This window comes from Pseudomonas sp. KCJK8993, from assembly GCF_046230915.1.
Lineage (GTDB): Bacteria > Pseudomonadota > Gammaproteobacteria > Pseudomonadales > Pseudomonadaceae > Aquipseudomonas > Aquipseudomonas piscis.
This window is the reverse complement of the sequence record NZ_JBJJLO010000009.1, coordinates 23603-44259: the sequence shown is the minus strand read 5'-3', so window position 1 is coordinate 44259 and position 20657 is coordinate 23603. Positions and strand designations below refer to the sequence as shown.

The 20657-nt window shown below is 65.8% G+C and carries 19 protein-coding genes; 15 read left to right on the top strand and 4 right to left on the bottom strand.

The window, feature by feature from the left end; all coding sequences use genetic code 11:
• Positions 1-28 precede the first annotated feature (28 nt).
• A complete protein-coding gene (locus ACK6AU_RS05135; protein ID WP_409298086.1) occupies positions 29-775 on the bottom strand; it encodes an NRDE family protein in 747 nt (248 codons plus the stop codon).
• A 124-nt stretch (positions 776-899) separates the two neighbouring features.
• Between ACK6AU_RS05135 and ACK6AU_RS05130 the strand changes: the two genes are divergently transcribed.
• The 4 genes from ACK6AU_RS05130 to ACK6AU_RS05115 all read left to right on the top strand — a co-directional run bounded on the left by ACK6AU_RS05130 (position 900) and on the right by ACK6AU_RS05115 (position 4347).
• The gene (locus tag ACK6AU_RS05130; protein ID WP_022641676.1) at positions 900-1682 is read left to right on the top strand and encodes a sulfite exporter TauE/SafE family protein; all 783 of its coding nucleotides are present in this window, start codon (positions 900-902) and stop codon (positions 1680-1682) included.
• A 79-nt stretch (positions 1683-1761) separates the two neighbouring features.
• The gene (lgt, locus tag ACK6AU_RS05125) at positions 1762-2571 is read left to right on the top strand and encodes a prolipoprotein diacylglyceryl transferase (RefSeq protein WP_185697006.1); all 810 of its coding nucleotides are present in this window, start codon (positions 1762-1764) and stop codon (positions 2569-2571) included.
• Between the two features lie 48 nt (positions 2572-2619).
• On the top strand, positions 2620-3591 hold the full coding sequence (locus tag ACK6AU_RS05120) for a thymidylate synthase (protein WP_185697007.1): 972 nt from the start codon (positions 2620-2622) through the stop codon (positions 3589-3591).
• Positions 3592-3762: 171 nt separating this feature from the next.
• On the top strand, positions 3763-4347 hold the full coding sequence (locus tag ACK6AU_RS05115; protein WP_185697008.1) for an undecaprenyl-diphosphatase: 585 nt from the start codon (positions 3763-3765) through the stop codon (positions 4345-4347).
• 24 nt (positions 4348-4371) lie between these two features.
• On the opposite strand, the gene cadR is transcribed toward ACK6AU_RS05115, so the two are convergent.
• Complete coding sequence (gene cadR, locus ACK6AU_RS05110) at positions 4372-4821, bottom strand: Cd(II)/Pb(II)-responsive transcriptional regulator (RefSeq protein ID WP_185697009.1); 450 nt, start codon at positions 4819-4821, stop codon at positions 4372-4374.
• A gap of 89 nt (positions 4822-4910) precedes the next feature.
• On the opposite strand from cadR, the gene ACK6AU_RS05105 reads away from it, so the two are divergent.
• The 10 genes from ACK6AU_RS05105 (at position 4911) to ACK6AU_RS05060 (ending at position 17086) form a co-directional block, all read left to right on the top strand.
• Positions 4911-7238 carry a heavy metal translocating P-type ATPase gene (locus ACK6AU_RS05105; RefSeq protein ID WP_409298083.1) on the top strand — a complete coding sequence of 776 codons (2328 nt, stop codon included), beginning with the start codon at positions 4911-4913 and terminating at the stop codon, positions 7236-7238.
• A gap of 115 nt (positions 7239-7353) precedes the next feature.
• Positions 7354-8223 (top strand): LysR family transcriptional regulator, encoded by an 870-nt coding sequence (locus ACK6AU_RS05100; protein WP_185697254.1) that lies wholly within the window; start codon positions 7354-7356, stop codon positions 8221-8223.
• A gap of 261 nt (positions 8224-8484) precedes the next feature.
• Positions 8485-8700 carry a hypothetical protein gene (locus tag ACK6AU_RS05095; protein ID WP_185697011.1) on the top strand — a complete coding sequence of 72 codons (216 nt, stop codon included), beginning with the start codon at positions 8485-8487 and terminating at the stop codon, positions 8698-8700.
• 205 nt (positions 8701-8905) lie between these two features.
• On the top strand, positions 8906-9649 hold the full coding sequence (locus tag ACK6AU_RS05090; protein ID WP_185697012.1) for a hypothetical protein: 744 nt from the start codon (positions 8906-8908) through the stop codon (positions 9647-9649).
• A gap of 25 nt (positions 9650-9674) precedes the next feature.
• Positions 9675-11333, top strand: coding sequence for an IucA/IucC family protein (locus ACK6AU_RS05085; protein WP_409298080.1), 1659 nt, complete (start codon positions 9675-9677; stop codon positions 11331-11333).
• Positions 11334-11454: 121 nt separating this feature from the next.
• A complete protein-coding gene (locus tag ACK6AU_RS05080; protein WP_185697014.1) occupies positions 11455-12531 on the top strand; it encodes a putative 2-aminoethylphosphonate ABC transporter ATP-binding protein in 1077 nt (358 codons plus the stop codon).
• A 1-nt stretch (position 12532) separates the two neighbouring features.
• Positions 12533-14257 carry a putative 2-aminoethylphosphonate ABC transporter permease subunit gene (locus ACK6AU_RS05075; protein WP_409298078.1) on the top strand — a complete coding sequence of 575 codons (1725 nt, stop codon included), beginning with the start codon at positions 12533-12535 and terminating at the stop codon, positions 14255-14257.
• 51 nt (positions 14258-14308) lie between these two features.
• Positions 14309-15334 carry a putative 2-aminoethylphosphonate ABC transporter substrate-binding protein gene (locus ACK6AU_RS05070; protein ID WP_185697016.1) on the top strand — a complete coding sequence of 342 codons (1026 nt, stop codon included), beginning with the start codon at positions 14309-14311 and terminating at the stop codon, positions 15332-15334.
• 61 nt (positions 15335-15395) lie between these two features.
• Positions 15396-16529 carry a TIGR03364 family FAD-dependent oxidoreductase gene (locus ACK6AU_RS05065; RefSeq protein ID WP_409298076.1) on the top strand — a complete coding sequence of 378 codons (1134 nt, stop codon included), beginning with the start codon at positions 15396-15398 and terminating at the stop codon, positions 16527-16529.
• Positions 16529-17086: a phosphonate degradation HD-domain oxygenase gene (locus ACK6AU_RS05060; protein WP_185697018.1), complete on the top strand. Its 558-nt coding sequence runs from the start codon at positions 16529-16531 to the stop codon at positions 17084-17086. The genes ACK6AU_RS05065 and ACK6AU_RS05060 overlap by 1 nt, the downstream gene beginning before the upstream one ends.
• Before the next feature lie 93 nt (positions 17087-17179).
• Here ACK6AU_RS05060 and ACK6AU_RS05055 read toward each other — a convergent pair whose 3' ends face one another.
• Positions 17180-18556: a GTPase/DUF3482 domain-containing protein gene (locus ACK6AU_RS05055; protein ID WP_409298073.1), complete on the bottom strand. Its 1377-nt coding sequence runs from the start codon at positions 18554-18556 to the stop codon at positions 17180-17182.
• Entirely contained in the window at positions 18549-19928 is a 1380-nt protein-coding gene (locus ACK6AU_RS05050; RefSeq protein ID WP_185697020.1) for a DUF2868 domain-containing protein, read from the bottom strand. Before ACK6AU_RS05050 ends, ACK6AU_RS05055 begins: the two co-directional genes overlap by 8 nt.
• Positions 19929-20048: 120 nt before the next feature.
• Here ACK6AU_RS05050 and ACK6AU_RS05045 point away from each other — a divergent pair, with 120 nt between their 5' ends.
• Positions 20049-20561 (top strand): dihydrofolate reductase, encoded by a 513-nt coding sequence (locus ACK6AU_RS05045; protein WP_409298071.1) that lies wholly within the window; start codon positions 20049-20051, stop codon positions 20559-20561.
• Positions 20562-20657: the final 96 nt, after the last annotated feature.

Sequence of the window (20657 nt, the reverse complement as noted above, 5' to 3'; positions counted from 1 at the left end):
CCCCCTCGGGACCGGCCGCCGGCTGCACTCAAATCCTCAGTTCTATCTCTCCCAGGTGCCCGCCATAAGGGCCGAAACTGCGTTCGACCATATGCCGGGAACCGTCGGCGTGGACGATCAGCGCAGTGCTGGCGCGAGTGCCGTAGCTGGGGCTGGCGATGAAGACGCTCGACAGCAGGCTCTCGGTGGCCAGGCCCACGCCGGTGTCCGGCAAGTCGGCGAAAGGCGCGGTCTGCGGATCGCCCAACAGCGCCAGCAAGGCCTGGGGGTGCGGGTCGTGTAGCACTTCGCGGAGCGCTGCCTTGGCCTTGAGCAGCTTGGGCCAGGGGGTGTCCAGGCCGGCGTTGGACAGGCCATAGACACCGGCTTCCAGCTGGCGCGGCTGCGCATCCTGGGCGTTGTAGTGCCAGAGCTGGTCCGCGTTGCCCAGCAACAGGTTGAAGCCGGCATACTCCAGGGAGCGGCCCACTACGTCACGCAGGTATTCGTCCAGGTCGATGGTGCCGGCCAGGAAGCGCGCCACCAGCTCCCCGCGAGAGCGCCGTGCCGGAGGCTGGTGTGGGTTGCGGATATTGGTCAGGGCGGCGAAGCGCCCGCCAGCGCCGACCCCGAGCCAGGTGCCGCCGGCTTCAAGGTCGCGTCCGGCGTGGATCTGCGGCAATTCCGGCCATTGCGCCAGGGGCAGGCTGGGCCGGGCATAGAACTCGTCGCGGTTGGCCGCGACGATCAGTGGCTGGGCATGACCCGGCCGCCAGGCGAAGACAATCAAGCACATGAAGGTGGCCCCCTGTGTGTTTTTTGCCCACTTTACGCACAGAACCGGCGGGTATCCATCGTCAGCCGGTGGAGTCCCGGGCCGTGCATCCGTTACCATGCCGGACTCATTTTTGGATGCTCCCATGGAATTTCTGCTCTATCTGCTCTTGGGCGCCTGTGCGGGCGTACTGGCCGGGCTGTTCGGCGTCGGCGGCGGAATCATCATCGTTCCGGTGCTGGTGTTCAGCTTCACCCTGCAAGGCTTCGACGCTTCGGTGCTGACCCACCTGGCGGTGGGCACATCCCTGGCCAGCATCATCTTCACCTCCATCAACTCGGTCCGCGAACATCATCGCCGGGGCGCTGTGCGCTGGCCGATATTCGCCTGGATGACCCTGGGCATCCTCATGGGCGCCGGTTTCGGGGCGCTGACGGCGGAAGCGATTTCCGGCCCGCACCTGCAGAAGATCATCGGTGTGTTCGCTCTGGTGATCGCCATGCAAATGGCCCTGGAACTCAAGCCCAAGGCCAGCCGCGAGGTGCCCGGCAAGTTCGGCCTGACCGCCGCCGGCGGCGTGATCGGCTGGGCCTCGGCGATCTTCGGCATCGGCGGCGGCTCGCTGACGGTGCCGTTTCTCACCTGGCGCAGCGTGCCGATGCAGCAGGCGGTGGCCACATCCTCGGCCTGCGGTTTGCCCATCGCCCTGGCCAGTGCATTAAGTTTCATGATTCTGGGCTGGCATGATCCCCTGTTGCCGGCTCATAGTCTGGGCTTCGTCTATCTGCCTGCGTTGCTGGGCATCGCCCTGACCAGCATGGTGTTCGCCCGTATCGGCGCGCGCCTGGCCCACAAGTTGTCACCGCGACTGTTGAAGCGGATGTTCGCCGCGCTGCTGTTTTGCGTCGGGGTCAGCTTCCTGTTCTGAGTCGTGACGCAATCCTGGCTTAATCCTGGCGTGACAGTTTCGCCCGGAACCGAAGTCCCAACCCTTACGAGGAGTCGTAATGCTGCCTTACCCGCAGATTGATCCGGTGGCCGTGGCCATCGGTCCGCTGAAAATCCACTGGTACGGCCTGATGTACCTGATCGGCATCGGCGGCGCCTGGCTGCTGGCGTCGCGCCGGCTCAAGCGCTTCGACCCGACCTGGACCAAGGAAAAACTCTCGGACCTGGTGTTCTGGCTGTCCATGGGCGTGATCGTCGGCGGGCGCCTGGGCTACGTGCTGTTCTACGACCTCAGCGCCTACCTGGCCAACCCGACCCTGATCTTCGAAGTGTGGAAGGGCGGCATGTCGTTCCACGGCGGTTTCATCGGGGTGATGCTGGCGGCCTGGTGGTTCGGCAAGCGCAACGACAAGACCTTCTTCGAACTGATGGACTTCGTCGCACCCATGGTGCCGATCGGTCTGGGCGCCGGGCGTATCGGCAACTTCATCAATGCCGAGCTGTGGGGCAAGGCCACCGACCTGCCCTGGGCCATGGTGTTCCCGCCCTTCAGCGACCCGGCCCAGTTGCCGCGCCATCCATCGCAGCTCTACCAGTTCGCCCTGGAAGGCGTGGCGCTGTTCCTGATCCTCTGGCTGTTCTCGCGCAAGCCGCGCCCGACCATGGCGGTCTCCGGGATGTTTGCGCTGTTCTACGGGATCTTCCGCTTCATCGTCGAATTCGTGCGGGTGCCGGATGCCCAGCTGGGCTACCTGGCATGGAACTGGCTGACCATGGGTCAGATTCTGTGCGTACCGATGATCCTCGGTGGCCTCGGACTGATCTGGCTGGCTTATCATCGCGCTCCGGCCAAGAACGCCGCGCAATAAATTCGAATCCCGGGACGCAGCTCCCGGGTTCAAGGATGCAGGTAACTCATGAAGCAATATCTCGATCTGGTGGCCCACGTCATCAACAACGGCACCAAGCAGGCCAACCGCACGGGTGTGAACACCATCAGCTTCCCCGGGGCGATGCTGCGCTACGACCTCAAGGAAGGCTTCCCGGCCATCACCACGCGCAAGATGGCGTTCAAGTCGGCCATCGGCGAAATGGTCGGCTTCTTGCGCGGCGTCAACAACGCCGCCGAGTTCCGTGCCCTGGGCTGCAAGGTCTGGGACCAGAACGCCAACGAGAATGCCCAGTGGCTGGCCAATCCGTTTCGCCAGGGCGAGGACGACCTGGGCGAGATCTACGGTGTGCAGTGGCGCAAGTGGCCGGCCTACAAGCAGATCAAGGTCGCCAACCAGGCCGCCATCGAGCTGGCGCTGAGCCAGGGCTACCGGCAGATCGCCGCGGGCGAGGAAGAGGGCGAGGCCTACGTGGTGCTGTACAAGGCCATCGACCAGGTGCGCCAGTGCGTCGACACCATCATCAACGACCCGGGCAGCCGGCGGATCCTGTTCCACGGCTGGAACTGCGCGCAACTGGATGAAATGGCCCTGCCGCCATGCCACCTGCTGTACCAGTTCCATCCGAATGTCCAGACCCGGGAAATTTCCCTGACTCTCTACATCCGCTCCAACGACCTGGGCCTGGGCACGCCGTTCAACCTCACCGAAGGCGCGGCGCTGCTGAGCCTGATCGGGCGCCTGACCGGCTACACCCCACGTTGGTTCACCTATTTCATCGGCGATGCCCATGTCTACGAGAACCACCTGGACATGCTCAACGAACAGCTCAAGCGCAAGCCGTTCCCGATGCCCAAGCTGGTGATCTCCGACCGGGTGCCGGAGTTCGCCAAGACTGGCGTGTACCAGCCGCAGTGGCTGGAGCTGATCGAGCCGAGCGACTTCTCCCTGGAAGGCTACGAACACCATGCGCCGATGACCGCGCCCATGGCGGTCTGATCGTCCCCCGCGTCACCTGGGGTCGGACGCTGGATATCGCCTGGCCCTGCCGCTTTTCCCTGTTGTCTTTATCGAGCCTGCCCGGAATGTACTCCGGGCATCGCCGTGCCTGGTGGGCGACTATGCTCCTGGAAGCGGCGCTCTCTTTGCCTTCTGAACGTGAGCCACCGAATGGAAGAACTCAACCGCAGCCTGTTCCTGGCCATCAATGCCAGTGCCGAAGCATCGCTGCCCATGCGCGACCTGGCGCTGTTCATGGCGCAATGGCTGGTCCTGGCCGTGCCATTGCTGCTGTTGCTGTTCTGGGTCTTCGGCGACCGGCGCCAACGGATGATCGTCCTGCTGGCGACCTTGAGCATCATCCTGGCCCTGGCCAGCAACCTGCTGATTCGCGGCCTGTGGTTCCACCCGCGGCCGTTCATGCTGGAGCTGGGGCAGAACTTCCTGGCTCATGCACCCGGCGCGTCCTTTCCCAGCGACCACGCCAGCGGCATGTTCGCCATGGGCTTCGCGCTGTTGCTGGCGTCCCTGCGCAAGACCGGCCTGGTGATGCTGATCCTGGCATTGCTGGTGGGTTGGGCACGGGTCTACCTAGGGGTGCACTTCCCGTTCGACATCCTCGGCGGTTGCCTGGTGGGGTTGGGGAGTGCCTGGCTGGTGCGCCGCGGCATCGCCTGGCATCAGCTGGACCAGCGCCTGCTGGCGCTGTTGGAAGGGGCCTACCTGCGCTTGCTGCCGCGGCGCCACGGTTCCTGAGCGCCGGGCGCCTGGCGGGCAGGCTCAATGGCCGTGGCTGCGGCCAACGTGGGAAGGCTCGGTTTCGCTGGGCACCACCGAGCCGCTGACCTCCAGGCGCTGGAGGATGCCGCACGGCTCAAGGTCCGGCTCCTGCCCGCAGCGCTGGCGCAGGTCCAGCAGTTGTTCCTGCAGGGCCAGCAGGCCATCGATCCGCGCCTTGACGTGGTGGATGTGCTCATCGATCAGGGCGTTGACGCTGGCGCACTGGTCCTGGGGGCTGTCCCGCAGGTCCAGCAGGCTGCGGATCTCCTCGAGGGTCATGTCCAGGCTGCGGCAGTTGCGGATGAAGGTCAGCCGCTCGCCATGGGCCTGGGTGTAGAGACGGTAGTTGCCTTCACTGCGGGCCGGTTCCGGTAGCAGGCCCTCGCGCTCGTAATAACGGATGGTCTCGACCTGGCAGTCGGTGAGTTTCGCCAATTCGCCAATCTTCATCGCCGTCGTCTTCCATTGGGTGCTTGACCCTATAGTGGCTACAGGGTGTTCACTTGGCAACAAGCACCTTTTCATATGGAAGCGACCCGATGAGCGATTCTCTCCATAACCCGCGCAAGCCCGACGTCCAGCATGCCCATGCTGGCCACGATCACGATCACGATCACGATCACGATCACAGCCATGCCCCTGCCGCCGTGGGCAAGTTGCAACCGCTCAAGCCCCACGCGCATGCCAGCCATGGCGGTTCCTGCTGTGGCTCCGTGGCTGCCGCGCCATCCCGGGTGGTCCTGGGCGAGGCGTCGGCCGCGGGTGCGCGCTCGAGCAGCTTTCGCATCGAGGCCATGGATTGCCCCACCGAACAGACCCTGATCCAGAACAAGCTGGGCAAGCTGGCCGGCATCCAGGCCCTGGAGTTCAACCTGATCAACCGGGTGCTGGGCGTCACTCACGACTTGCCGAACACCGCGCCGATCGTCGAGGCCATCAAGTCCCTCGGAATGCATGCCGAACCCCTGGAGGCAGGGAGCGATAGCCAACCTGTCAGTGCGCAACCAGTGAAGAAGCCCTGGTGGCCCCTGGCGCTGTCCGGCGTCGGTGCGCTGGCCGCCGAAGTCATTCACTTCACCAGTGCCGGGCCGGATTGGCTGGTGGCGCTGGTGGCGCTGGTCTCGATCCTCAGCGGCGGGCTGGGCACCTACAAGAAGGGCTGGATCGCCCTGAAGAACCGCAACCTCAACATCAATGCGCTGATGAGCATCGCCGTGACCGGCGCGGTGCTGATCGGCCAGTGGCCAGAGGCGGCCATGGTGATGTTCCTGTTCACCGTGGCCGAGTTGATCGAGGCTCGCTCCCTGGACCGCGCGCGCAATGCCATCAGCGGCCTGATGCAGATGACTCCGGAGCAGGTCACGGTGCAGCAGAACGATGGCAGCTGGCGTGAACAAGAGGCGAAAAGCGTCGAGCTGGGGGCACTGGTACGGGTGCGTCCCGGTGAGCGCATCGGCCTGGATGGCGAGGTGACCAGCGGCAGTTCCACCATCGACCAGGCACCGATCACCGGTGAAAGCCTGCCGGTGGAAAAGACCGTGGGCGACAAGGTGTTCGCCGGCACCATCAACCAGGCCGGCGCCCTGGAGTACCGGGTCACCGCTGCGGCCAACAACTCGACCCTGGCGCGGATCATCCATGCCGTGGAACAGGCCCAGGGCGCACGGGCGCCGACCCAGCGCTTCGTCGACAGCTTCTCGAAGATCTATACCCCGGCGGTGTTCGCCTTCGCCCTGGCGGTGGCGCTGATTCCCCCGCTGTTCATGGGCGGCCTATGGTTCGACTGGATCTACCGCGCCCTGGTGCTGCTGGTGGTGGCTTGCCCATGCGCCCTGGTGATCTCGACCCCGGTGAGCATCGTCAGCGGCCTGGCCGCCGCGGCGCGCAAGGGCATCCTGGTCAAGGGCGGGGTCTATCTGGAAGGTGGCTACAAGCTGGATTACCTGGCCCTGGACAAGACCGGCACCATCACCCACGGCAAACCGGTGCAGACCGACTTCCTGCCCCTGGACCCGTTGGCCAACGACAGCGCCCCGGCCCTGGCCGCCAGCCTGGCTGGCCGTTCCGACCACCCGGTGTCCCTGGCCATCGCCCAGGCGGCTGTGGATAAACAGCTGGCCATGCACCCTGTGGATAACTTCGCGGCCCTGGCCGGCCGTGGCGTGCGCGGTGAAATCGGCGGCCAGTTGTACCACCTGGGCAACCACCGCCTGGTGGAGGAACTGGGCCTGTGCTCGCCCGCTTTGGAAGAAAAGCTCTTCGCCCTGGAGAAGCAAGGCAAGACCGTGGTCCTGCTGCTGGACAACAAGGGCCCGCTGGCGCTGTTCGCGGTGGCCGATACGGTCAAGGAGTCCAGCCGCGAGGCGATCCAGCAGTTGCACGGGCTGGGTATCAAGACCTTGATGCTCACCGGCGACAACCCCCACACCGCCAAGGCCATCGCCGCCCAGGTGGGGATCGACCAGGCCCGGGGCGACCTGTTGCCCACCGACAAGCTGCAAGCCATCGAGGACCTGTATGCCCAGGGTCACCGGGTGGGCATGGTGGGCGACGGCATCAACGATGCCCCGGCCCTGGCCCGGGCGGAGATCGGCTTCGCCATGGCGGCCGCCGGCACCGACACCGCCATCGAGACTGCGGATGTCGCGCTGATGGACGACGATCTGCGCAAGATCCCGGCCTTTATCCGCCTGTCGCGCCAGACCTCGGCGGTGCTCAAGCAAAATATCGCCCTGGCCCTGGTCATCAAGGCGATCTTTCTTGGGGTAACCTTTGCCGGGTTGGCCACCATGTGGATGGCCGTGTTCGCCGACATGGGGGTCAGCCTGTTGGTGGTGTTCAACGGTTTGCGCCTGCTGCGCAAATAGGCCCATGTAGCGGCAAGCGACCAGCAACTGAGATGAGAACCAGAGTGATGAACCCATACCCACCCGCTCCAGCTTGTGGCTTGGCGCTGCAATCTTGCTGCTGCGACAAGCCGCCATGCTGAGTGCCGAGCTGAAGGCCTTCTACATGGTCGCCCGCCTGGGCAGCATCACCCAGGCGGCGAAGAAACTCGGCCTCAGCCAGCCCACGGTGACCACCCAGGTCCGCAACCTGGAAAACCAGTACTCGGTGGAGCTGTTCTACCGCGGTGGCCGGCGCCTGAGCCTGAGCGACGAGGGCGCGCGCCTGCTGCCGATGGTCAAGGAGCTGTTGCAGAAGGAGGCCGACATCGAGTTCTTCCTGCGTAACAGCGGGCAGGTCCAGGGCACGTTGCGCATTGCCGCCACGGCGCCGTACTACATCCTCGACCTGGTGAAGACCTTCCGCCAGCACCTGCCCCAAGTGGAGGTGGCGGTGGAAATCGGCAACTCCCAGCAGGTGCTGGAGGCCCTGGAGGAATACCGCGTCGACGTGGCTGCATCCTCGCAATTGCTGGAGGACTCGCGGCTGGTGCGCCGGGTGCTGGGCAGCGATCCGCTGGTGCTGGCGGTGCATCGCAACCATCCGTTGGCGGCCCTGGAACACGTGCCGCTCAGCGCCCTGGCCGGCCATACCCTGCTGATGCGCGAGCCGGGCTCCACCACCCGCAGCCTCACTGAAGAGCTGCTCAAGAGCGCCAACGTCAGCTTTGGCCCGCTGCTGGAGATCGGCAGCCGTGAATCGATCCGCGAGGCGGTGCTGCGCAATATCGGCATCAGCATCATCGCCCGCCAGGAAGTGCCCCACGACCCGCAGCTCAAGGTGCTGACCATCGAACATGCGCCGCAGATCGCCGAATACCTGTACTGCCTCAAGGAGCGCAAGAACGCCCGCCTGCCGGCAGCCTTCCTCGGCCTGGCCCAGGAGATGGCCCCGGTTTCTCCCTGAACTCCAGGCTATATCAAAAGTTCATTCATCCTATTGCAGTTAGTTGCATGGGTTGTGGGTGCTTTTATGTGTCCAGAGCATCGGCTTACATGCTTTTAATTAGTCGTTATGGACTGTAAAGCTCGGCTAATAGTGAATTCTCATAATTCTCGAATACTAATCGCGCTTTATATCTGGCCGTCCGTCCGCTTGAGCCAGATGTATAAGAACCATGCACTAACGTTGCGCGTGGGGGTCACTGAACGCAACGAGGATGGAATCATGAAGAAGGACGAAACAGGTACGGCAAAAAAACCAGGGCGGTTGTCGGAGTCGCTCAAGAAGCTGGCGGACGACGGGCATACGGTGAAAATCGTCGGTTCGATCAAGAACGGCAAGTTGGAGATCGACCCTGAGTCACTGGCCGAGCTGAACAGGACGCACCCGCAGGCCAACTTGTCTTTCGTGGCGGTCAACGCTCCGTTCAGAACGTACTAGCCGATATATCCGAAGCATGACTATTGAACTCTGCACGCTGGAGTGATTGGGGTATGCCGGAGATATTCGCTGCCCCAATTCTTTCGACTGTTCATCGCGCAGACTTCGGTAGTTGCTGCTGGTTGATCTTTCCAGGTCCGGGTTGCCTGTAACAACGCCGTGCAACCCCTGGCTCTTGCTTCACTGCCACGCAAGAGGATGCGTCATGAGCGACATTGCCCATTCCACCCTTCAGGCACTGCGCCAACAGAATGTGCCGTTGCTGTTTCATTACGACGACCTGCTCTGTCATGCCTGCCAGAAAAGTCCGCCGTTGTTCGGTGAAACCACTTATGCCGATATCTACCATGAGGCCGCGTGCGATCCGCAATGGCTGGCGATCTCCCTGATTACCAATGCCGAGCGCGAAGGGGATGGCGCCACTCGCTTGTGGAGCCTGGCGGCCAGTACGCCCGACGCCGGGCTGGCCGCGCAGATACGCCAGCACGCCATCGATGAGTCCCACCATGCCCGGGCCTATGTACAGATGCTGGACATCGCCTTTCCCGGGGCGGTGGACCGCAAGCTCCACGCCCAGTTGCTGACGCTGTCTCCCGGCTATTCCCGGCAGCAAGCGCCGGTGGCGGTGCCCGGCTCGGCCTTTGCCCACCCCATTACCCTGGACGACCTGATCCAGATGAACATCGCCGAGATCCGTACTCGCGTGCATCACTTGATGCAGCGGCCGATCCTGCTGCAGTTCTGCCCGGTGGACAGCAGGCCCCGGCTGGCGCGGATCCTCGACCGCCTGCTGCTCGATGAAACCCGACATGTGGCCTACACCGCACGGCTCATCGAAGGATTCTGCATCCAGGGCGAGGCGGCGCAGGCCAAGGCGTTGATGCTCGAACGCATGGATGACTTCGATGCCATCACCCGCCATGAACTTGAGCAGCGGGTCTTCGAATGAGCGACTCCACCCCGGGATGAAGGACATGCGCCCTCCAGCGACGGTATCCCTGGCGACGGTCAGGCATTGGTGCCTGTGCAATGGCCTGGACAGGCAGGGCCTGCGCGCGATCTATCGGGAGGCCCACCTCATCTGCATGGCGCGCCTGTTGCACTACGTGTTTCTCGAGCATCTGTGCGATGAGCGAATAACCCACGCGGCAGGCGAGGGCGGCCTGCGCTTGTGCCTGGGGCTGGGGCTGGGGCCAAGGTTGCGGATGCAGTTGGTGGGCGATGCTCCACAGGTGTATTTCGAGTTGCTCACCAACCCCAGGCTGGACGACGCAGGCCGGTGCCGCGAGCTGGCCTGGTCCGGGCCCTTCTTGCGTGCCCTGGGCCAGGTGCTTGCAGGAACGCCCTATGGCAAGCACTTGCCGGCGTTGGCGCACGACTACCGCAACAGCTTCTGCAACCTGATCCTCAACCTGGCGCTGGGTCGGCGTGCCGGGCAACCCGGGTGTGCCATCGAGCCGGTGTGCCGGGGCCATGGCTATTACCCGTTTCCGGCGCTGCGGATCGGCCCCTGCATCCAGGACGTGGTGGATGTCTCGAACCTGTCGCCAGAGCCGGTCCCGCTGTTCCTGGTGAATGCCGCCGGTTTCAGGTTCCACTCCAGCGACTATGCGGACCCGCAGTCTTGCGCGCAGCATTGGGGCGGACCGGATATGGCCGGCCAGGAGGGCCTGCTGCCTGTCCATCCCTGGCAACTGCGACTGTCTCCGGTGGTCCGCGAACTCCTGCGCAGGGACCTGGTCTCCCTCGCGCCGACCCAGCTGCAAGTGGTGCCCCTGGCTTCCCAGCGCACGTGCCGGGTGCTGGCGACAGGGTACGACGTCAAGCTGGCGCTGGATGCCACCCTGACCGGGGAGCGCCGCTTGCTGTACCGCCTCAACAGCTACAACGCACCCTTCGTTTCCAGCATCGTCCGTGAAATCCACCGGCGCAGCGAGATCGCCAGCATCGGCTTCCAATACGACGTCGCCTCCCTGTGCTGGGACGATGCCCTGGTCAGCGAACACCTGAGCGCCATCGTCAGGGGGCCTTGCCTGGCAGGAGCTGGCGAGGTGGTGGTACCGGCCCTGAACCTCTGGAGCCCGACCGGACAGGCCGCGGCCCTGCTGAAGCTGGACAGCCACCGCGACCGCCTCGATAGCTTCCGGCGCTACGCCGAGGTGCTGATGACCGGCCCGTTGCAGCTTTGCGTGCAATGGGGCATCTGCCTCGAACCGCATATGCAGAACAGCTACCTCGTCCTGCGCGGTGGCAAGCCGGTGCGGCTGTTACTGCGTGACCTGGACAACACGATCATGGACCCGGCCCGGGTGCGCCCCATCTGTCAGGAGCTGCGTGTACCGCTGGCGCCCGATACCTGGGCCCACATGCCGGATGTCCCGATTGGCCAGGGGCGGCTGGTCCACGCCATGCTGCATGGGCACCTGTACCTGGTCATGCACTGGCTGATCAAGCACCGGGGCATGGCGCTGGCCGAGCTGGAGCCGTGCCTGGAACAGCACTGGCAAGGATTGGCTGCCCGATTGCGCAGCACCTCGGACCAGGGCGAGCTGCGGCGGCTACGGACCATGGTGGGCTCCACCAAGCACTCCCTGAGCATGCGCCTGGAGCAATCCTCGAACATGAGGTTCTGAGTCGGGGTCGAGCACCAACCCAAATCTGCCAATACCTCTATCGGCAAGTTTTACCTGATTGCCATCAGACCTACGCATTCGCTCCCTAGGATGGCCTGCATCTGCCAGATGAGGTCCGTCCATGAACAACTCCCCCGCAACCGCCCTGAGCAACCCTGGCGCGCCGATGAAGGTGCGCGGCATCCAGAAGCGCTTCGGTGCCTTCACCGCCCTGGACAACGTGTCCCTGGACGTGGCTGCCGGCGAGCTGGTGTGCCTGCTGGGGCCGTCGGGCTGCGGCAAGACCACCTTGTTGCGCTGCATCGCCGGCCTGGAGCGCCAGGATGCGGGCGAGTTGTACCTAGGCCAGCGTGACGTCTCGAACCTGGCGCCGCAGGCCCGGGACTACGGCATCCTGTTCCAGTCCTATGCACTGTTCCCCAACCTCACGGTGGAGGCCAACATCGCCTATGGCCTGGCCGGCAGTGGCCGTGACGAAGCCCGCCAGCGCGTGGCGCAGATGCTCGAACTGGTGGGCCTGGCCGGCAGCGAGAAGAAATACCCCGGCCAGTTGTCCGGCGGCCAGCAGCAGCGGGTGGCCCTGGCTCGGGCCCTGGCCCCTTCGCCGTCGCTGTTGTTGCTGGACGAGCCGATGTCGGCCCTCGACGCCCGTGTGCGCGAGCACCTGTGCACCGAGCTGCGCCAGCTGCAGCGGCGCCTGGGCATCACCACCCTGATGGTGACCCACAACCAGGACGAGGCCATGTTGATGGCCGACCGCATCGCTGTGATGAACAACGGCAAGGTCGAGCAGTACGCCACGCCCCAGGAAATCTACGATCGTCCGGCCACGCCGTTCGTCGCCGAGTTCGTCGGCCAGGGCAACTGGCTGCCCTTCAGCCGCAGCAGCGACAGCCATGCCCAGGTCGGCGGGATGAACCTGCGCCTGGCCGACGACTCGGCCAAGGCCGCCTCGGGGCGCCTGTTCTGCCGTCCGGAGGCCATCAGCGTGAACCCGCCGGTGCATGAGGAAAACCTGTTCCCGGCCAAGGTCCGCGAGATCACCTTCCTCGGCAACCGCTGCCGCATGAGTTTCGAACTCGACCAGTTGCCGGGGCATCCGCTGCTGGCGGAGCTGGCACCGGAGGCCATGCCGCGCCTGGGAGCCCAGGACATCTGGGTGGCCCTGCCACCGCGCAGCCTGCAGGTGTTTGCCTGAGATGGCCGTCGAAATGTCCCTGCCGCTACCCGCCAAACGGGCGCGCCAGGTTTCCCGTGCCGAGATCGGCGATCGAGTGTTCGTCATCGGCGGCAAGGTTTTGCTGCTGGTGTTGCTGGGGGTCGCGGTGCTGCTGCCGCTGCTGGCGATCTTCTGGCGCGGCTTCAGTGCCGAGGCCGGGCAGGGTGGTGGCTGGCTGGCCGCCCGCGAGCTGGTGACCAGCGCCAACTTCCACTGGCTGCTGGGCAACAGCCTGAAAGTCTCCCTGAGCGTGGCCGCCATCGTCGTGCCCCTGGCCTACCTGTTCGCCTACGCCCTGCAACGTACCTTGATCCCCGGCAAGGGCATCTGGCGCGGCCTGTCGCTGCTGCCCTTGATGGCGCCGTCGATGCTGCCGGGCATCGCCCTGGTCTACCTGTTCGGCAACCAAGGCCTGCTGCGCGGGCTGTTCGCCGACAACATCTACGGCTTCTGGGGCATCGTCCTGGGCGAGGTGATCTACACCTTTCCCCATGCCCTGATGATCCTGCTGTCGGCGCTGTCCCTGGCCGATGCGCGGCTGTTCGATGCCGCCTCGAGCATGGGCGCGAGCCCGGCCAAGGCGTTCCGCAGCATCACCTGGCCGGCCACCCGGCAAGCGGTGTTCGCCGCGTTCTGCCTGGTGTTCACCCTGACCATCACCGATTTCGGCGTGCCGGTGGTGGTGGGCGGCGACTACCAGGTGCTGGCCCTGGAGGCCTACAAGGCCGTGGTGGGGCAGCAACAGTTCGGCCGTGGTGCGCTGATCGGCATGGTGCTGCTGGTGCCGGCCCTGTTGAGCTTCGGCGTCGATGCCTGGTTGCGCCGGCGCCATGGCGACTCCATGAGCGGCCGGGCCCAGGTGTTCAAGCCGGCGCCCTCGCGACTGCGTGATGGCTGCTACCTGGCCATCGTGCTGCTGATCTGCGCGGCGCTGCTGCTGGTGTTCGGCATGGCGGTGTACTCATCGCTGGTGAAGTTCTGGCCTTACAACCTGTCGCTGTCGCTGAACCACTACCAGTTCGACGAAACCGCCGGCGGTGGCTGGCTGGCCTATCGCAACAGCCTGACCATGGCCCTGGGCACGGCGCTGATCGGCAGCGTGGTGATCTTCACCGGCGCCTACCTGATGGAGAAGACCCGCGGCCAGCGCGGCTTGAACCTGGCCCTGCGCCTGCTCAGCTTCGTGCCCATGGCAGTGCCCGGGCTGGTGCTGGGCCTGGGCTATGTCTTCTTCTTCAATCTCAACGGCAACCCGCTGCATGTGTTCTACGGCAGCATGGCGCTGCTGGTGGTGTGCACCATCGCCCACTACCTGACCACCGCGCAGATGACCGCCACCACCGCCCTGCGCCAGCTGGATGCGGAGTTCGAGGCGGCGGCGCTGTCGCTCAAGGCGCCGTTGTACCGCCATTACCTGCGGGTCACGGTGCCGATCTGCCTGCCGGCGCTGCTGGACATCGTGCGCTACCTGTTCGTTTCGGCCATGACCACGGTTTCGGCGGCGATCTTCCTCTACAGCCCCGACACCATCCTGGCCGCCGTGGCCGTGCTGAACATGGACGACGCCGGCAACGTCGGCGGCGCCGCGGCGATGTCGACCCTGATCCTGTTCACCTCGATCGGCGTGTCGCTGCTCCTGGCCGCAGCTTCGCGCGGCCTGCTGCGTCGCTCCCAGGCCTGGCGCCAGACCGCGCCCGGCCACTGAAGGGCTTCATCCACCCCCCACTCTGATCCGCACTCACTAAGGAACCGCACCATGTTCAAGCCTCTGGCTCTTGCCGCTTCTGTCCTCTGCGCTGTCAGCCTGAACGCCTTTGCTGCGAAGACCGAGCTGACGGTCTACACCGCCCTCGAAGCCGAGCAGCTGAAGTCCTACAAGCAGGCCTTCGAGCAGGCCAACCCGGATATCGAGATCAAGTGGGTACGTGATTCCACCGGGATCATCACCGCCAAGCTGCTGGCCGAGAAGGATCGCCCGCAGGCCGATGCGGTCTGGGGCCTGGCGGCTTCCAGCCTGGCGATCCTCGACCAGCAAGGCATGCTGCAGAACTATGCGCCCAAGGACCTGGGCAAGATCGGCGGCAACTACCGCGACGCCGCCAACCCGCCGGCCTGGGTCGGCATGGACGTGTGGGCCGCCACCCTCTGCTTCAACACCGTGGAAGCCCAGAAACAGGGGCTGAGCAAGCCGGTGAGCTGGCAAGACCTGACCAAGCCCGAGTACAAGGGCAAGATCGTCATGCCTAACCCAGCCTCCTCGGGCACCGGTTTCCTCGATGTCAGCGCCTGGTTGCAGACCTTCGGCGAGAAGCAGGGCTGGAAGTACATGGACGATTTGCACCAGAACATCGGCCAGTACGTCCATTCCGGCTCCAAGCCGTGCAAGCTGGCCGCCGCCGGCGAGTTCCCCATCGGTATTTCCTTCGAATACCCGGCCGTGCAGCTCAAGCGCAAGGGCGCGCCGCTGGACATCGTGCTGCCCAAGGAAGGCCTGGGCTGGGAAATCGAGGCGACGGCGGTGATCAAGGGCACCGCTCACGAAGATGCGGCCAAGAAGCTCGCCGACTTCTCCGCCAGCCCGGCGGCCATGGAGCTGTACAAGGAAAACTTCGCCGTGCTGGCCCAGCCGGGCATCGCCAAGCCACAGACCGAACTGCCGGCGGACTACGAGCAACGCTTGATCAAGAACGACTTCGCCTGGGCCTCGAAGAACCGCGACGAGATCCTCGCCGAGTGGCGCAAGCGCTACGACGGCAAGTCGGAGAAGGTCGCCGCGCAATAACGCCAGGTACTTGCCATGGCGGGGGAGCTTGCTCCCTCGCCATCACCAACGAGACATGAACATGACCAACCACAGCGATCTGCTGATCGTCGGCGCCGGCATCCTGGGCCTGTCCCACGCCTATGCGGCAGCCAAGCGCGGTTTGCGGGTGCGAGTATTCGAGCGCAGCGCGACCCCCCAAGGGGCGTCGGTGCGCAACTTCGGCCAGGCCCTGGTGACCGGCCAGCCGCCGGGCACCATGCTCGAGCTGGCCAGGGCCAGCCGGGAGATCTGGGCCGACTGGCAGCAACTGGCCGGGCTGCAGCTCAAGCGCAATGGTTCCTACCTGTTCGCCCGCACGGAGGCCGAGGAGCAACTGCTGGAGGCCTTCTGCGCCGGGCGTGCGCGGGAGCATGGCTACCGGGTCGAGCTGGTGCAGGGGGCGGCGCTCAAAGACCTGTACGGCGGCCAGTTCCGTCATCACCGCGCCGCCTTGCATGGCCTGGACGACCAGCAGCTGTATTCACGCGAAGCGCTGCCGATGCTGATCGACTACCTGCGCCGGGACCTGGGCGTGCAGTTCCACTTTTCGACCCTGGTGCGCGATATCGAGCCAGGCCTGCTGCGCAGCACCGCCGGGACCTTCCAGGCACCGCGCATCCTGCTGTGCTCGGGGCACGACTACCAGACCCTGCTGGCCGAACAGATCGCCGCCCTGCAGCCGCAGATCTGCCGCCTGCAAATGTTGCGTGCCCGGCCCCAGGTCAGCCTGAACCTGCAGCATGCCCTGCTCACCGGCCTGAGTTGCGTGCACTACGGCGCTTTCGCCGACCTGCCCGAGGCACAGGCGGTCCAGGCGCAGATCCTGCGCGAGGCTGCGCATCTGCATGAACACGGCATCCACCTGCTGATCAGCCCGACGCCATATGGCGAGCTGATCATCGGCGATTCCCATGACTACGGCAGCGATCCGTCGCCTTTCAACAGCGAACAGGTGGACAGCTGGCTGCTGGAACTGGCCGAACAGACCCTGGGCTGCAAGGTCCAGGTGGTGGAGCGCTGGCAGGGTGTCTACGGCGCCCGTGGGCCGGGGCCGTTCTCGTTCCTGCAAGCGATGCCCGGGGTGCATGCGGCGTTGATGCACACCGGCGTCGGCATGAGCGTCGGCCCGGCGCTGGCCGAGCGCAACATCGCGCAGTTGCTGGAGGAAGCCTGATGGACCGCGAGCGGGCGATCGCCGAGGTCTTCGGCCTGTACGAGCGTTTTGGCGACCATGACTACATCGGTGAGCCGATCTCGCAGATCGAGCATATGTCCCAGGCCGCGCAGCTGGCCCTGGCCGAAGGGCATGACGATGAAGTGGTGCTGGCGGCGTTCTTCCACGATATCGGGCATATCTGCCAGCAGGATGCCGAGAACATGGGTGGTTTTGGCGTGGTCAGCCATGAGCGGCTGGGGGCCGACTACCTGCGCCGGGCCGGTTTCGGCGAGCGTCTGGCGAAACTGGTGGAGTACCACGTGCAGGCCAAGCGCTACCTGACCTTCAAGGAGCCGGGGTATTTCCAGCGCCTGAGCGAGGCCAGTCGCCGCACCCTGGAGTACCAGGGCGGGGTGATGACGGCCGAGGAAGCCGCGGCATTCGAGCAGGACCCGCTGTGTGCGCTGAGCCTGCGCCTGCGCCAGTGGGACGAGCAGGCCAAGCAGCAGTGGGTGCCGGTGATGGACCTGCAGATCCTCAAGGACAAGGCCGCCGCCCTGCTGCAACCCTTGTAGCCGCTGACGAGCCTGCGAGGCTGCGCCAAGGCCGCAGGCCTTCAGCGATCTTGCAGCCCCCGTGGCCCTGCGGGCCATGCGCTGCGGTAGCGGTTACAGATCCTGGGCCAGGATTTCGATCTGCTCCTGGCGTTCGGCCTGCTCCTGGCGTTTGCCGGGGTTGAGGGACGACCACTGCGGGTGGGCCCGGGCCTTGCCCAGGGCTTGCGGCAGCTTGCCCTCGCGCCAGCTTTTATCCTCGGGGGTGGCCAGCTGGATGCTCTCCAGCGCTGCGTGCCCGCGCAGGTCCAGGGCCTGCACCAGCTGCTTCTGACGCAGGGCCAGCAGGCGCAGCACGCTATCGTCCACGGTCAGTTCACGCTGGCCCTTGAGCTTGCCCAACAGGCGGTTGCCGTAGCTGCGGGCGGTTTGCAGGGCGCCACCGGCGATGGCCCCGGCGATGGCCGCCGCGCCCAGGGTCAGGCCGCCCACCAGCAGGTCCACTCCGGCCCCGGCCGCCGCGCCAGCGGCGATCCCACTCCCGACCCGGACCCCCAGCTGCTTGAGGGTTTCAGGGTTGAACAGATCATCGCCCCAGCGCCCGTCCAGCAATGGCAGGTCGCTGGCGCAGGCGTCCTGGGGACGGAAGGCGTACAGCTTGAGCAAGGCCTCGACGCAGCGTTGCTCACGCTGGCGTACGTCCTGGCGCAGGCTGGCGATGGCCTGGCGCTCCTGCTCGGCCTCGCTGGCCACGCTGCGCCGGCAAGCCGCGCAATCCACCAGTAACTCGGCGATCAGCCGGGCCGCGCTGTGGCGACGTGCCAGGCGCTGGGCCTGCTGGTCGTCGATCAAGCGCTGCAGCGCCGGGCGGGCCTGTTCGAGCAACAGCCCGAGGCTTTCGTACAGGCGCCGTTCGCCGTCCTCCGGCGGGGCCACGCTGTCGAACCGCACCAGGGCGTGCAGCCCCAGGCGCGCCAGGGCTTCGCGCCAGTCGCCCTCGCGCTGGGTGGCGCTGCTGACGAAGTTCAGCACCGGCAACAGCGGTTTGCCGCAGCCGGCCAGTACTTCCAGTTCGTCGCGGTACTTGGCCAGGACCGGTTCCCGGGCATCGATCACGTACAGCCCGGCGTCCGAGGCCAGCAGCTGGCGCAGGACCTTGGCTTCCTGCTCGAAGCGCTGGCGCGCCTCGCTGCCATCGAGAAAGCGAGCCAGGCGCGCCGGGCCATCCAGGCGCTCGCCGGGACGCTCCAGGCGTTCCAGGTAGTCCAGCAGGGCGATGGCGTCTTCCAGGCCCGGGGTGTCATAGAGTTCCAGCAGCGGCTGGCCATCCACCGACAGCCGCGCGCCTTCCACGTGGCGGGTGGTGCTGGGGCGATGGGACACCTCGCCAAACTCCACATCCCGGGTCAGGGTGCGCAGCAGCGAGGTCTTGCCGACGTTGGTATGGCCGACCACCGCCAGCGTCAGCGGCCGGGTGCGGGTATCAGTCATGGCCGGTCTCCAGCCAGTTGAAGGGCGCGCAGTCGGCGAACGGCAGTTGCAGTCGCTCCAGGGCGGCGTGCCAGTCGCCCAGGCGCTCGGCGTCCAGGGCCTGGCCGGCCGGGGCCTGCAACAGCCAGATGCGGGTGGCGCCGGCATTGCGGGCCAGTTCGGCGATCAAGCCCAGGCTACCGCGGTCGGGCGAGCGCCGAGGATCGCAGGCGATCAGCAGGCGGGCCGGGGGGAAGCGGCTCATCTGCTCCAGCAGGCGGTGGCGCGATTCGCGGTTGTCGAGGACCCCGGCGTCCTTGACCGCTTCCGGCAATTGCGGCGGCCAGGTGCGTTGGTCGTCCAGCTCGATGGCCACCAGCAAGGCGCCGCTGCTGTCCAGGCTGCTACTGCCGCCTGCGATCTGATGCAGGTGTTCCGGCGCCAGGTCGCTGACCCCCAGGCGCTCGCTGCTGGGCATCAGCCGCTCGCGCAGCTGGGCGTAGCCGGGCAGCTCGAGGTCCAGTTGCAGGCGGGCCCGGCCGTGGACCCAGCGCCAGCGGCACAGCAGCATCAGCACCAGGCGTGGCAGCACGCCGTAGATCACCAGCGACGCCACCAGCCACACCGCCCAGGACTGGCGCACCAGCTCGGTGTTGTAGACGTCCCGGGTACTGGCCTGGATCATTTCCACGGTCGGTACGCCGAAGCCCAGGACCCGCGGGCCGGCACTCAGGAAGTCGGTGATCGAGACGAAGGCGTCGGCCCCCAGCAGGGTGCTCTCCCAGACGAAGTCGTAGCGATGGGTGATCAGTTGCGCCAGCAGCATGCTCATGGCGCTGAGCAGGGCCAGCAGCCACAGGCCGTGGACCAGGGTGCCCAGGGCCCAGCGGTTGAGCTTGCGGCGTTGCAGCAGGAGCAGCAGCGCCGGCGGCAACTGGGCGGCCTTGGCATCGCGCGAGCACTTTTCACTGAGCCATAGCCACAGGCGGCCCAGCCCGGAGTCATGGCCGCCGAACAGCAGCAACCCGGCCAGCCAGCCCAGCAGCAGGAGCAGGTTGATCCCCAGCAGGCTGCCCAGGGCCCAGAACACGTTCACCGGCTCGCGGGTGTCGCCCAGGGCGCTGAAGGCCAGGCCGGCTCCGCTGAGGACCGCCAGCACCGCCAGGACCAGGAAGGCCAGGCGTGCCCCTTGCCACCAGTGCAGCAGCGCGCTGTCCAAGCCGTCGCGCCGGGCCAGCCACAGGGCCCGGGCCTGGATCCGGGTGGCCAGGTCGCCGCCCTGTTGCCGGGCCACGCGGTTGGCTTCCTGGTCATCCAGGGGGCCGGCGTGTTCCTCGCGCAGGCGCACGGTCTCGGTCAGCCACAGTCGTTGCAGGGGAGTCATTGCGGTCACGCGTCATTCCATCGCTCAAGAGTGCGCTGAGCATAACTGCTGCAGCGTTGGTCGGGTTAGATCGCCGGGATTCGCCATGGGGCGGGAACAGATCCCCGGCCCTCTGGTATGCTCGCCGGCATGAAAAAATCACTCCCCCTGAGCCTGATCGCGGCACTCGCTGAAAACCGCGTGATCGGCATCGACAACAGCATGCCCTGGCACCTGCCGGGGGATTTCAAGTACTTCAAGGCCACGACCCTGGGCAAGCCGATCATCATGGGGCGCAAGACCTGGGATTCCCTTGGCCGGCCGTTGCCCGGGCGATTGAACATCGTGGTCAGTCGTCAGACCGATCTGCTGCTCGAAGGTGCCGAGGTGTACCCGTCGCTGGAAGCCGCGGTGGCGCGCGCCGAGCAATGGGCCCTGGAGCAGGGTGCGAGCGAACTGATGCTCATCGGTGGCGCGCAGCTCTACACCCAGGGCCTGGAGCAGGCGGATCGCCTGTACCTGACGCGGGTGGCCTTGAGCCCGGAAGGGGATGCGTGGTTTCCAGCGTTCGATGAACAGCGCTGGAAGCGGGTGTCCGACCTGCCCAACCCGGCGGAAGGCGACAAGCCGGCCTACAGCTTCGAAGTCTGGGAACGAGCCTGAGTTGTAGCCGCTGCCGAGCCTGCGAGGCTGCGTAAAGGTCCGCAGGACCTTCAGCGATTCCGATGCCCCGTGGCCCTGCGGGCCATGCGCGGCTTG

Excerpts from the sequence above, each read along its gene's own strand:
- ACK6AU_RS05100 (WP_185697254.1), top strand. The coding sequence starts at position 7,354 with ATGCTGAGTGCCGAGCTGAAGGCCTTCTACATGGTCGCCCGCCTGGGC.
- ACK6AU_RS05115 (WP_185697008.1), top strand. The coding sequence starts at position 3,763 with ATGGAAGAACTCAACCGCAGCCTGTTCCTGGCCATCAATGCCAGTGCC.
- ACK6AU_RS05120 (WP_185697007.1), top strand. The coding sequence starts at position 2,620 with ATGAAGCAATATCTCGATCTGGTGGCCCACGTCATCAACAACGGCACC.
- ACK6AU_RS05095 (WP_185697011.1), top strand. The coding sequence starts at position 8,485 with ATGAAGAAGGACGAAACAGGTACGGCAAAAAAACCAGGGCGGTTGTCG.
- lgt (WP_185697006.1), top strand. The coding sequence starts at position 1,762 with ATGCTGCCTTACCCGCAGATTGATCCGGTGGCCGTGGCCATCGGTCCG.
- ACK6AU_RS05065 (WP_409298076.1), top strand. The coding sequence starts at position 15,396 with ATGACCAACCACAGCGATCTGCTGATCGTCGGCGCCGGCATCCTGGGC.
- ACK6AU_RS05090 (WP_185697012.1), top strand. The coding sequence starts at position 8,906 with ATGAGCGACATTGCCCATTCCACCCTTCAGGCACTGCGCCAACAGAAT.
- cadR (WP_185697009.1), bottom strand. The coding sequence starts at position 4,821 with ATGAAGATTGGCGAATTGGCGAAACTCACCGACTGCCAGGTCGAGACC.
- ACK6AU_RS05105 (WP_409298083.1), top strand. The coding sequence starts at position 4,911 with ATGAGCGATTCTCTCCATAACCCGCGCAAGCCCGACGTCCAGCATGCC.
- ACK6AU_RS05045 (WP_409298071.1), top strand. The coding sequence starts at position 20,049 with ATGAAAAAATCACTCCCCCTGAGCCTGATCGCGGCACTCGCTGAAAAC.
- ACK6AU_RS05055 (WP_409298073.1), bottom strand. The coding sequence starts at position 18,556 with ATGACTGATACCCGCACCCGGCCGCTGACGCTGGCGGTGGTCGGCCAT.
- ACK6AU_RS05130 (WP_022641676.1), top strand. The coding sequence starts at position 900 with ATGGAATTTCTGCTCTATCTGCTCTTGGGCGCCTGTGCGGGCGTACTG.
- ACK6AU_RS05080 (WP_185697014.1), top strand. The coding sequence starts at position 11,455 with ATGAACAACTCCCCCGCAACCGCCCTGAGCAACCCTGGCGCGCCGATG.
- ACK6AU_RS05075 (WP_409298078.1), top strand. The coding sequence starts at position 12,533 with ATGGCCGTCGAAATGTCCCTGCCGCTACCCGCCAAACGGGCGCGCCAG.
- ACK6AU_RS05135 (WP_409298086.1), bottom strand. The coding sequence starts at position 775 with ATGTGCTTGATTGTCTTCGCCTGGCGGCCGGGTCATGCCCAGCCACTG.
- ACK6AU_RS05070 (WP_185697016.1), top strand. The coding sequence starts at position 14,309 with ATGTTCAAGCCTCTGGCTCTTGCCGCTTCTGTCCTCTGCGCTGTCAGC.
- ACK6AU_RS05085 (WP_409298080.1), top strand. The coding sequence starts at position 9,675 with ATGCGCCCTCCAGCGACGGTATCCCTGGCGACGGTCAGGCATTGGTGC.
- ACK6AU_RS05060 (WP_185697018.1), top strand. The coding sequence starts at position 16,529 with ATGGACCGCGAGCGGGCGATCGCCGAGGTCTTCGGCCTGTACGAGCGT.